Source organism: Mesorhizobium sp. NZP2298 (assembly GCF_013170825.1).
GTDB lineage: Bacteria > Pseudomonadota > Alphaproteobacteria > Rhizobiales > Rhizobiaceae > Mesorhizobium.
Window position 1 is genome coordinate 1,506,409 of the sequence record NZ_CP033365.1, and the last position, 12,262, is coordinate 1,518,670.

The 12,262-nt window shown below is 62.5% G+C and carries 9 protein-coding genes; all 9 read left to right on the forward strand.

What is annotated here, in order from left to right:
• Window positions 1-183: 183 nt before the first annotated feature.
• The 9 genes from EB231_RS07330 (at window position 184) to phoB (ending at window position 12,031) form a co-directional block, all read left to right on the forward strand.
• Entirely contained in the window at window positions 184-1,098 is a 915-nt protein-coding gene (locus tag EB231_RS07330) for a DUF2865 domain-containing protein (protein ID WP_172348232.1), read from the forward strand.
• A gap of 122 nt (window positions 1,099-1,220) precedes the next feature.
• Window positions 1,221-1,457, forward strand: coding sequence for a hypothetical protein (locus EB231_RS07335; protein ID WP_056575770.1), 237 nt, complete (start codon window positions 1,221-1,223; stop codon window positions 1,455-1,457).
• Window positions 1,458-2,029: 572 nt separating this feature from the next.
• Window positions 2,030-6,193, forward strand: a complete 4,164-nt coding sequence (locus EB231_RS07340) for a PAS domain-containing protein (protein WP_172348233.1) — start codon at window positions 2,030-2,032, stop codon at window positions 6,191-6,193.
• A 531-nt stretch (window positions 6,194-6,724) separates the two neighbouring features.
• Window positions 6,725-7,780 (forward strand): phosphate ABC transporter substrate-binding protein PstS, encoded by a 1,056-nt coding sequence (gene pstS, locus EB231_RS07345; protein ID WP_172348234.1) that lies wholly within the window; start codon window positions 6,725-6,727, stop codon window positions 7,778-7,780.
• Window positions 7,781-7,847: 67 nt separating this feature from the next.
• Window positions 7,848-8,831 carry a phosphate ABC transporter permease subunit PstC gene (pstC, locus tag EB231_RS07350; RefSeq protein WP_172348235.1) on the forward strand — a complete coding sequence of 328 codons (984 nt, stop codon included), beginning with the start codon at window positions 7,848-7,850 and terminating at the stop codon, window positions 8,829-8,831.
• 3 nt (window positions 8,832-8,834) lie between these two features.
• Window positions 8,835-9,686, forward strand: a complete 852-nt coding sequence (gene pstA, locus EB231_RS07355) for a phosphate ABC transporter permease PstA (protein WP_172348236.1) — start codon at window positions 8,835-8,837, stop codon at window positions 9,684-9,686.
• Entirely contained in the window at window positions 9,683-10,486 is an 804-nt protein-coding gene (pstB, locus tag EB231_RS07360) for a phosphate ABC transporter ATP-binding protein PstB (RefSeq protein WP_172348237.1), read from the forward strand. The genes pstA and pstB overlap by 4 nt, the downstream gene beginning before the upstream one ends.
• A gap of 26 nt (window positions 10,487-10,512) precedes the next feature.
• Window positions 10,513-11,220 (forward strand): phosphate signaling complex protein PhoU, encoded by a 708-nt coding sequence (gene phoU / locus EB231_RS07365; protein WP_172348238.1) that lies wholly within the window; start codon window positions 10,513-10,515, stop codon window positions 11,218-11,220.
• Window positions 11,221-11,341: 121 nt separating this feature from the next.
• Entirely contained in the window at window positions 11,342-12,031 is a 690-nt protein-coding gene (gene phoB, locus EB231_RS07370; RefSeq protein WP_010911896.1) for a phosphate regulon transcriptional regulator PhoB, read from the forward strand.
• Window positions 12,032-12,262: the final 231 nt, after the last annotated feature.

Below are 12,262 nucleotides of genomic sequence, written 5' to 3' on the forward strand. Positions count from 1 at the left end.
TTCGTCTCAATCTTGAAATAAAAATGTAATACCGAATTTACAGGAGTCCTTCTATTGCACTAGATAAAAGTCTGTCTAGATCGGAAAATCTTAAGTATTAGGTATAGCTCATTTAGTCGAAGATTACCCAAGTAGAAATAACGCCTTCCCCACGTCGTCAGCAACAGGGACAGTGTCGTCGCGATGATCCGTTTCTGGCTTCCCATGATGGTCGCGCTGCTGACGGTGGCTGCCTTTGCATTCGGCACGACGTCTTCCTATGCGGATAGTTGCAGCGCGATCAGAAGCCAGTTGCTTTCTGGCGGCCGCGGCGGGGGCGTGAGCCCCGAACTGGCGCAATTGCGCCGCCAGCTTGCGGCAGTCCAGGGCCTGGAGAGGCAGCGCAGGTGTACGGCGCAAAGTGCCACGGGCGGCTTCTTCAACGCCTGCGCCGACCTTGCCAGAAACCGGGCGGAGGTGCAGCGCCAGATGGCGGCCGCGTCCAATTCCGGCCGGGACATTTCGGGCCTGCAGGCGCGCCTCGCGGCGCTCGGCTGCACATCCGGGGCAAAGGAGCAGCGTTCGGCACCGAAGACCCAAGCCGCAACGGGTGGAGCAACGTATACCGGCAATACGATGCTGTTTTGCGTGCGCCTGTCGGATGGATATTTCTTCCCGGCGCCAAAGTCGCAATTCGCCGGCAGCGGCGATCTCAAGCAAACGGCCGATCAGTGCCGTTATATCTGCGATGATCCGGCCGTCGATCTCTACACGTTGAGCGATGCCAGTCTGGAAACCGAAAAGATGATCGCGCTAGATACGCGCAAACCCTACACCGAACTGCCATCGGCTTTCCGCTACCGAGACGATGCAAATTTCAAGGCCTGCGACGTCAAACGTTATTATTCGCGTGTTGCCGAACTCAGGGCAAGGACCGTGACGCCGACAGACATGTCCAACGCCATCATTCCCCTGCCTCAGCCGAAGCCGGACCTCGGCAGTGTCGCGGCAATCCCGCAATCCGGCACCGAAGCCCCGGGTGTTGCCCAGCTGCAGTCGATCGAGGCCGGCAAGCGGACGGTGCGTGTGGTCGGCCCGGCCTTTTTTCCGGCGGAATAAACCACTTCTTTCTTCCCATTCGGCGGATACGACTTGCAGCGAGCCGCCGGCGCGGCGGCAAGGTCAGCTGGAACAGAGGGGCGCTCACGGCGTTGTGATCGACATCAGCCAGGAGAAACGCCATGGCCACGTTCCGGGAAATGCGGGTGCAGGAAATCGTCGAGGACGAATCCCTGTCCACCGAACAAAAGATCGCCGAGTTGCGTGAGATCGAATCCGAGGCACGTGGGCTGCAACGGGCGGCATCGGAGAGCTCGATGGGTGATGATGACGGTTGGCAGGACGATTTGCGCCAGGTTCGGTTCGCGCTCGACAAGCTTGGTGCAAAGGAGCCGAAGAAAGGCGCGGCATCACTGTAGAGCCTGCTCGCGACTTCGGTTTGTACTTCCAGGGCTCAGTCGCAGACCATGCGGACTCGCTGGCCTGGCGCGCTCACGTTCCTGCACGCCAGTTGTTTTTTCGGCTCCGAGGACGCGGGTGACGGCGGTGAAAGCCTCGTCTGGTGTCGTCTCTGTACGGCAGGTTTCGAAATCCTGCGTTCGGAAAATTGTTCGGGCGGCTGTGGTGGCACCGGAAAGGCACCATTGTCGACTTGCGGCGCGTAATCGACATTCGGGGGCGGCCGTTCCCAGAAGCGCCTGGCGTCGAGCGGCCGCGGGATGATGACCGTGCCGTCATAGCTGCGCGAACAGCCACTGCCGAAAAGCAGTGTCACGCCCAGCAAGAAAGGCCCTATCCGTCCGTACATTAGCAACACCCCTGCATGGACTTATAACGCAGCCTTGGTCCGCCCGACAACCGGGCGGAATAACGCAGACCGAGCGTGCCGGTCGCGCCGTTAAGGTTAGCGGATCGTTAATGCTTCTCGGGCACATTCCGCCGACGAACCGCGGAGGGAGGGTTCGACCTTGATTTTCGGGGTGGGGACAGCATGGCGGAAGCGGACGAAGCAATCGGTGCGCGCGGCAGGCGTGGGTCCGGCAAGGCGGTGCATCGTGGTGACGCGCCAGCATGCGCGGACATGGATTCGGCCGACGCGCTTCGCCAGCTGGTCGAGGCAGGCTCGGACTGGATCTGGGAGACCGACGCCGAACTGCGCTTCTCCTGGCTTTCACCCACCTATCAGGCGGCCACCGGCATCGATCCGGCTGATGTGCTCGGCCGGTTCCGCTTCGATTTCCTGACCCAGGTCCTGAAAGGCAAGCGCAGCGCGGCGGCGCATCTGGAGGATCTGGAGGCGCACCGGCCTTTCCGCGACTTCGTCTATGAACTGAAGGGAGGTCGCGCCGGCTGTCGCTGGGTGCTGACTTCAGGCTTCCCACGGTTCGACAGCGAAGGAAAATTTGCCGGCTATCGCGGCATAGGCCGCAATGTCACCGCACTGGCCAGCGCGTTCGAAGACATCGCGTTCGAAGACATGGAGCCAAGGCAGGAACCGCCAATCGGCGGCGACACCGCCGGGCATCTTGCCGATCTCGAGCGGACGATGGATGCCATGCGCATGGGGATCGTGCTTCTCGACGCGAAGCTCGACACGCTGATTATCAACAAGGCCTATCGTGACATCTCCAAGATGTCGGAAGGCGATGTGGCCGTCGGCGCACCCTTCAGCCTGCTGATGGAGATCAATCGGCGCAACGGCATTTATGGTGATATCGCCCAGCCGGAATGGGAGCGCTATCTCGCCAGCCGGCTGGATGAGATCCGAGCCGGCAGCGTCTCGGCTCGCCAGTTCCGCCATGCCGACGGCAAGACGATGCTGTTCTCCATCACAGCCTTGTCGGGTGGCAAGCGACTGCTGACCTATTACGACGTCACCGAGCTGAAGCTGCGCGACGCCGAGCTCGCCGATGCGCTGGAAAAGGCGCGGCTCGCGGAGGCGGTAATCAACGCCGTCGAGGATCCGATTTTCGTCAAGGACGATCATCTCCGGTTCGTCTTCGTCAATGAGGCATTCGCGAAACTGTTCGGCCAGACACCGCAAGCCATGCTTGGCAGACCCGGTGGCGATTTCCTCGGGCCGACCCAGGTCGCGCTCTTCGAACGCAGTGAACGGGAAGTCCTGTCGACGGGACAAATCTATGAAGTCGAAGAGAATTTCGACGATGAAGGCGCCGCTCGTTCGCGCATTGTCAGGAAAAACCGCGTCCGCATGCCAAGCGGCCGCGACTATGTCGCCGGCTTCCTCTTCGACATTTCCGATATGAAACGGCGCGAGACCGAGGCGCAGGATGCGCGCAAGCATCTCGCCAGCGTGCTGGAATCGCTGCCGGCCGGTGTGATCATCTACGATCGCGATGACAAGTTCGTCTTCGCCAACCGCAAGCTGCAGGATACGCTGCCGGCGTTGAAACCTTTCTGGCAGCCCGGCCGGAGTTTCCGCGAGGCGTTGGAATTCGGCCGCTCAGTCGGCTATTTCCGCTCGAGCGGCGATAGCGGGATCGACGGGCTTTACGAATCCGAACCCGAACGTTGGCTCGACAGCATATTGGAGCGCTACCGGCTGCCAAATTCTTCCTACGAGCGCCTCAATGCCGATGGACGCTGGTATCAGGTCTACGACATGCGCGCCGATGACGGCACGTTCATCGGTGTGCGCGTCGACATCACCGATATCAAGAGCCGCGAAGCCGCCCTGCGCGATTCCATGCGCCAGATCGACCTGTTCCGGCACGTCATGGATGAGTTGCCGGTGGCCGCCTTCATCAAGGCGCAGGACCTGAGCATCGAATTCGTCAACAAGGCCTGGTGCGCGATCACGGGCCTCGCCAAGGAAGACGTCATCGGCCGGACCGACCGCCAGCTGTTCGGCGCCGCGGAAGCGGAAGCCTACAGCCATGACGACACCGATGTCGTGGCGACCGGCGCCGTGCGCGAGGTCGAGGAGCCCGTCACCCATCGCGACGGCACGGTGCGGCAATTGATGACGCGCAAGAGCCGCCTTGTGGCGACCGACGGATCGGTGCATCTGGTCGGCTCCAGCACCGACATCACCGACGTCAAGGCGCGCGAGCGGGCTCTGGAAGAGAGCATGCGCGAGAACGAGGTGTTCCGCAGCCTGATCGACAATGTGCCGGTGTCGATCTACGCCAAGCGCTCCGACCTCAGGCAGTTCTATGTCAACAAGGGCTGGTGCGACCTTACCGGCTTCAGCAAGCAAGAGGCGATCGGCAAGACCGATGTCGAGATCTTCGGCCCGGATGGCGAGGCCTTCGTCGCCGGCGATCTGGCCGTGCTGCGCACCGGCGAAACCCAGGAGATCGAGGAGAGCGTGACGCTTCCCGATGGCAGCGTGCGCCACCAGTTTGCGCGCAAGGGCGCGATGATCGCGTCGGACGGTTCGCTCTACCTCATCGGATCGACCACCGATATCACGGAGCTGAAGATGCGCGAGGCGGAGCTCAGCGAGGCGCGCCAGCGCGCCGTGCTCGCCGACCGCGCAAAGTCGGAATTCCTCGCCAATATGAGCCATGAAATCCGCACGCCAATGAACGGTGTGCTGGGCATGGCGGAACTCTTGGCCAAGTCCAATCTCGATCCGAAGCAGAAGACGTTCACCGACATCATCGTCAAGTCGGGCAACGCGCTCTTGACCATCATCAACGACATCCTGGACTTCTCCAAGATCGATGCCGGCCAGATGGTGCTCGATCCGGCGCCCTTCAACCTTGCCGAGGCGATCGAGGATGTGGCGACGCTGGTGTCGACGCGTGCCAAGGAAAAGGACCTCGAGCTTATCGTGCGCGTCGAGCCAAGGCTCGAAAACCTGTTCATCGGCGACGTCGGCCGCATCAGGCAGATCGTCACCAACCTGCTCGGCAACGCGGTGAAATTCACCGATGAAGGCCATGTGCTGGTCGACGTGACCGGCGAGAGGGTCCCGACCGGAACCAAGCTGACGATTTCGGTCACCGACACCGGGATCGGCATCCCCGAGGAAAAACTGAAGCTGGTGTTCGAAAAATTCAGCCAAGTCGACACCTCTTCGACACGGCGGCACGAGGGCACCGGGCTTGGCCTTGCCATCACCTCGCGGCTGGTCGAACTGATGGGCGGCGAGATCGGCGTCGAGAGCGCCGAGGGCAAGGGCTCGACCTTCTGGTTCACCGTGACGCTGCCCAGTGCCGGGCAGCAGAACGGGCAGCGCATCATGCCGGTGGACGTGACAGGCGCACGGGTGCTGATCGTTGACGACAATGCCGTCAACCGGGCCATCCTGACCGAGCAGATGACCTCGTGGACGTTCGATTCCTGCGCCGCCGAAAGCGGCGCCGAGGGCCTCAAGGTGCTGATCGCGGCCGCCGCCTACGGCGTGCCCGTGGATTGCGTCGTGCTCGACTACCAGATGCCTGGGATGAGCGGCGCAGAAATGGCGCGCATCGTGCGCAACACCGAAGGTCTCGCCGACACGCCGATCATCATGCTGACCTCGGTCGACCAGTCGCTCGCCAACACCAGCTACCGCGATCTCGGCATCGACGCCCAGTTGATCAAGCCGGCGCGTTCCTCGGTGCTCCTGGAGACGTTGGTCGCGACCATACAGCGCCATCGCCATGCCACGGATGGCCACGCCGCCCAGCCGCTCGCAGGCGAGGGGCCTGGCGCTTCTCCGCCGCTGGCATTGTCCGAACAACGCGCGCAATTGCAGCCGCCACCGGTTCGCCCCAGGCTGCCTGCCACCGCTGGTGGCGGAGACAGGCTGGACATCCTCGTGGCCGAGGACAATGAGGTGAACCAGATGGTCTTCACCCAGATCCTTGGCGAAACCGGCTATGGTTTCGAGATCGTCGGCAATGGCCGCAAGGCGCTCGACGCCTTCGGCAAGCTCAATCCGTGCATGATCCTGATGGATGTCTCTATGCCGGAGATGAGCGGGCTCGAGGCGACCGCCGCGATCCGCCGGCTGGAGCAGGAAACCGACACGCATGTGCCGATCGTCGGCGTCACCGCGCATGCGCTCAAAGGCGATCGCGAGCGGTGCCTGGAGGCGGGGATGGACGACTACCTGCCCAAGCCGATCAGCCCCAGGGCCCTGCTGGAGAAGGTCGAGCGCTGGATCGGCACCGGCCGCCAGGTCCAGCGCAACGCGGGATAGCACCGCGTTGCCTGTCCCGGGGGTGCCAGAGGCAAGCCAAGGGAATCAATCGCGGATTTGCCGCTACGCCTGCGTGCAATGACTATGGCGCGATCGCACCATATCTAAGGTGGCGCCCAGCCGAGACAATAGCAAAATCGAATTCCGCCCTTGCAGTTACGGGCGGGAGCAGCGACCGCCGGCAAAGAAGCAGCGTCAACCTACCCCAACGGACCTGTTTTTGGCGATGGCCCGGCCACGACACGCTCTGGCCTTGAGCAACGCGCTCCCGTCCGGATTTTCTTCCCCCGAGAAAGCCCCGTCGAATCCGGCGGCGGCTCCGGCTGGCGGATGGCCCAAGTCACTGATTCCGAGAGCAAACTCGGATCAGGTCGCGACCGCCCGATGCCACCGCCCTTGCCAGTGCCCGTGACGCGTTACCGGGCTGACACGAAACTGTCATGCGACTGTTATAATCGAAGGCTATTGGCCTCAGCGGGCGCCGGTTACGAATGGCGCCGAGAGACCATCTTCCGAACAGGAGCAGGCCACATGAGACATTTCATCCGCTCGGCGGCCGTTGCGATTGCAATGGCTACGGCGTCTACCTTCACCCTTTCCGCGGCAATGGCAGCTGACCTTTCCGGCGCCGGCTCGACATTCATCTACCCGGTGTTCGCCAAGTGGGCCGACACCTACAAGAAGGACACCGGCATCGGCCTCAACTACCAGTCGATCGGTTCGGGCGGCGGCATCAAGCAGGTCATCGCCAAGACCGTGACCTTCGGCGCCACGGACAAGCCGATGTCCGACGCCGACCTGGAAAAGAACGGCCTCGTGCAGTTCCCGATGGTGATGGGCGGCATCGTGCCGATCGTCAACCTCACCGGCGTCAAGCCGGGCGAACTCGTGCTCGACGGCAAGACGCTGGCCCAGATCTATCTCGGCGCCATCACCACCTGGGACGACGCCGCGATCAAGGCGCTGAACCCCACCCTCACCCTGCCGTCTACCGCGATCGCCGTCGTGCATCGTTCGGACGGTTCGGGCACCACCTTCAACTTCACCGACTACCTGGTGAAGCTCTCGCCCGACTGGAAGGACAAGGTCGGTTCCGACACCGCCGTCGAATGGCCGACGGGCGTTGGCGCCAAGGGCAGCGAAGGCGTTGCCAACACCGTCAAGCAGACCGACGGCGGCATCGGCTACGTCGAATACGCCTATGCGTCGCAGAACAACCTGTCCTATTCCAAAATGCTGAATGCTGCCGGCAAGGTCGTCGAGCCGTCGCTCGAATCCTTCGGTGCGGCAGCTTCGAATGCCGATTGGAAGGGTGCCAAGAACTTCAACGTCATCATCACCAACGAGCCGGGCGACACCACCTGGCCGATCGCGGCTTCCACCTGGGTTCTGATCCACAAGGCTCCGGACGACGCAGCCGCAACCGGCGACGCCCTGAAGTTCTTTGCCTGGGCCTACAAGGACGGCAAGGAAACCGCCAAGGCGCTCGACTATGTCTCGATCCCCGACAGCGTCGTCGACCTGATCAAGGCTTCGTGGAAGGCCGACATCCAGGCCGGCGGCAAGCCCGTCTACGCCGGCGAGTAACATCTTCCAAAGGAGCGCCGCGACCGTGGCGCTCCTTTCCCTTCAACCTGAAAGAGCCGAGCTTGACATGAGCGCTGTCCAGGAAGCCTTGCCAGCCGTCAGAGGTTCCCGCGATGCCATCGTTCGACGGTTCGCGCTGACCGACTCAATCTTCCACGCGACAACCCGCGCCGCCGCGATATTGGTGCTGGTCCTGCTTGGCGGGGTCGCGATCTCGCTGTTTGCCGGTTCCTGGCAAGCCCTGTCGACTTTCGGCTTTTCCTTCCTGACCAGCGAAAGCTGGAACCCGGTGACGGAGAAGTTCGGTGCTCTGGCCCCGATCTACGGCACCATCATCACCTCGGCGATCGCCATCCTGATCGCCGTGCCGCTCGGCATCGGCATCGCCATCTTCCTCACCGAGCTCTGCCCGCGCCCGCTTCGGCGCCCCATCGGCATGGCGGTGGAATTGCTGGCCGGCATCCCTTCGATCATCTACGGTATCTGGGGCCTGTTCGTGCTGGCACCGTTCCTGCAGACGGCCGTGCAGCCTTTCATCATCAGCGTGTTCCACGGTATTCCGGGCCTCAACAGCCTGTTCGCCGGCCCCCCTTATGGCATCGGCCTGCTGACCTCGGCGATGATCCTGGCCATCATGATCCTGCCTTTCATCACCTCGATCACCAAGGACGTGTTCGATACGGTGCCGTCTGTGCTGAAGGAATCGGCCTATGGGATCGGCTGCACGACCTGGGAGGTCACGCGCCGGGTCGTCATTCCCTACACGCGCATCGGCATCATGGGCGGCGTCATGCTGGCTCTCGGCCGCGCGCTTGGTGAAACAATGGCGGTGACCTTCGTCATCGGCAACGCCCACCGCATCAGCACTTCGCTGTTCGCGCCGGCAACGACCATCTCGGCGACCATCGCCAACGAATTCACCGAAGCCGTCGGCGATCTCTACACCTCCTCGCTGGTCGCGCTCGGCCTGATCCTGTTCGTTATCACCTTCCTGATCCTTGCCATCGCACGCTATATGCTGATGCGCATCGATGCCCGCACGGGAGCCTGACCGATGTCGATAGCCGCATCGCTTCACCACAGCCGCAAGCGCAAGAATGGCGTGATGATGACGCTGTGCGTCGTCGCCGCCGGCATCGGCTTGGCCTGGCTGGCGCTCATCCTCGGCGCTCTGCTCTACAAGGGCCTCGCGGGCGTCAATCTTTCGGTCTTCACGGAAATGACGCCGCCACCCGGCGACGCCGGCGGCCTGCTCAATGCCATCTACGGCAGCGTGGTGATGACGGTCATCGCCGTTATTGTCGGCACGCCGATCGGCGTGCTGGCGGGCACTTATATGGCCGAGTACGGCCGCTTCTCGAAGCTCACTACCGTGGTGCGCTTCATCAACGACATCCTTCTGTCGGCGCCATCGATCATCATCGGCCTGTTCGTCTATGAGCTGATGGTGCGGCCGATGGGGCATTTCTCGGCGATCGCCGGTGCCGTCGCGCTGGCCATCCTGGTCATCCCGGTCGTCGTGCGCACCACCGAGGACATGCTCAATCTGGTGCCGAACGCGTTGCGCGAAGCCGGCACCGCGATCGGCGCGCCGCGCTGGGTGGTCATCCGTTCGGTTGCCTATCGCGCGGCACTTTCGGGCATCGTCACCGGCATATTGCTGGCTATCGCCCGCATCTCCGGCGAGACCGCACCCCTTCTTTTCACGGCGCTGAACAACCAGTTCTGGTCCAGCAATCTCAACGCTCCGATGGCCAGCCTGCCAGTCACCATCTTCCAGTTCGCTCTCAGTCCCTACGAGGAATGGCAGCAACTGGCCTGGACCGGCGCACTCATAATCACATTGACGGTTCTCGCGCTCAGCATCTTCGCGCGCAGCCTGACCGGACGCAGAGAGGACAAATGAGCCAGATGTTGTCTCCAGACATGACGATCGCCGCCGAGGCGGCGGCCAAGGCCAAGATCGAGGTCAAGAACCTCAACTTCTACTACGGCCAATCGAAGGCGCTGAAGGATATCACGCTGTCGCTGCCTGAGCGCAGCGTCACCGCCTTCATCGGCCCTTCCGGCTGCGGAAAGTCGACGCTGCTGCGCGTCTTCAACCGCATCTACGAGCTCTACCCCAAGCAGACCGCCGAGGGCCAGGTGCTGCTCGACGGCCAGAACATTCTCGACCGCTCGCAGGACCTCAACCTGCTGCGCACCAAGATCGGCATGGTGTTCCAGAAGCCGACGCCCTTCCCGATGTCGATCTACGAGAACATCGCCTTCGGCGTCAGGCTCTATGAGAAGATCAGCAAGGCCGAGATGGACGGTCGTGTCGAGCAGGCGCTGAAGCGCGCCGCTTTGTGGACCGAGGTCAAGGACAAGCTCAATGCCAGCGGCCTCAGCCTGTCGGGCGGCCAGCAGCAGCGGCTGTGCATCGCCCGCACGGTGGCGGTGAAGCCGGAGGTCATCCTGCTCGATGAGCCGGCCTCCGCGCTCGATCCGCTGTCGACCGCCAAGATCGAGGAACTGATCGACGAGCTGCAGGCCGACTACACGATCGTCATCGTCACCCACAACATGCAGCAGGCGGCGCGCGTCTCGAAGCAGACCGCCTTCATGTATCTGGGCGAACTGGTCGAGTTCGACCGCACCGAGAAGATCTTCACGTCGCCTCGCGAGAAGCGCACGCAAGACTACATCACCGGCCGCTTCGGCTGATCGCACGCATTACGAGGACCAGGATCATGGCCGAACACACAGTCGCAGCCTTCGACGAGGATCTCGGACAGATCAGCAGGCTGATCAGCGACATGGGCGATCTCGCCGGCTCGATGGTCGGCGGCGCCACCAAGGCGCTGCTGAATTCCGACAACGCGCTGGCACAGCGCGTGGTCTCCGACGACGCCATCATGGATGCGCGCCAGCGCGAACTCGACGATCGCGCCATCACGCTGATCGCCAAGCGCCAGCCGATGGCAGACGATCTGCGCCATGTCGTCGGGTCGATCCGCATGGCTGGCGACCTCGAACGCATTGGCGACCTTGCCAAGAACATCGCCAAGCGCGTCGGCACCGTCGGTCTCACCGCAACGCCGCGCGACCTGTCGCATTCCATCGACGCCATGGCGCAGCTGGTGCTGATCCAGGTGCAGGGCGTGATCGAGGAGTATGCGGCGCGCGATGCCGCCGCGCTTGCGAAGCTGCGCGCCGACGACGAACGCATCGACGTCAAATACACCTCGGTGTTCCGCGAGCTGCTGACCTACATGATGGAGGATCCGCGCAACATCACCGCTTGCACGCATCTGTTGTTCTGCGCCAAGAATCTCGAACGCATCGGCGACCATGTGACCAACATCGCCGAGAACGCGTACTATGTCCTGACCGGCACGCAACTGCCCGCCAACCGCCCCAAACAGGACGAGACGGCGATGTCGGCGCCGGCGGCTTGAGCGTTGGAGCGGTTCATCGTTTCGCGGAAACGCCGAACCGCTCTATCTCTTTGTTTCACGCAATTCAGGATGGAAAACCGTTACATATTTTTCCCGGGATTGCTTTAGAGGTGACCAGTCAATGATCGCACCACGCATCATGGTGGTGGAGGACGAGGAGCCGCTCGGCGTGCTCCTCCGCTACAATCTGGAATCGGAAGGCTATCAGGTCGAGGTGGTAACCCGCGGCGATGAAGCCGAAATCCGGCTGCAGGAAAACGTGCCCGATCTTCTGGTGCTCGACTGGATGGTGCCGGCGGTGTCCGGTATCGAACTCTGTCGCCGGCTAAGAATGCGGCCCGAGACCGAACGGCTGCCGATCATCATGCTGACGGCGCGCGGCGAGGAGAGCGACCGCGTGCGTGGCCTTTCGACCGGTGCCGACGATTATCTGGTCAAGCCGTTCTCGACGCCGGAATTCATGGCGCGCGTCAAGGCGCTGCTGCGCCGCGCCAAGCCCGAAGTGCTGTCCAGCGTGCTCAAGGTCGGCGACATCGTGCTCGACCGTGAATCGCATCGGGTCTACCGCAAGAAGAGCGAGATCCGGCTCGGGCCGACCGAATTCCGCCTTCTGGAATTCATGATGCGCCATCCCGGCCGCGTGTTCTCGCGCAGCCAGTTGCTCGACAATGTCTGGGGTGAGACGATTTATATCGACGAACGCACCGTGGACGTGCATGTCGGCCGCCTGCGCAAGGCGGTCAACAATGGCCGCATGCCCGACGTCATCCGCACCATCCGTGGGGCAGGCTACGCGATCCGCGAGGATTAAAGGAGCGCTCAGCCGGCGCGAGTGCGAAAGATAATAACGGCAAACATCAATACGCCCGCGAAAACCAGCAAAGATGATGCCGCGACAACGGAAGTCCACGCGGCGACTTTCCACTGTCTCCTGCGTCGGCGTCGCTCCGATCACACGGCATGGATGTCGCGATTGCCGAAGCCGTCAATGGTTTGGGACGCTCAGTCAAGCGGTTGAGACGCGCAGTCACGGCGCCCGGCC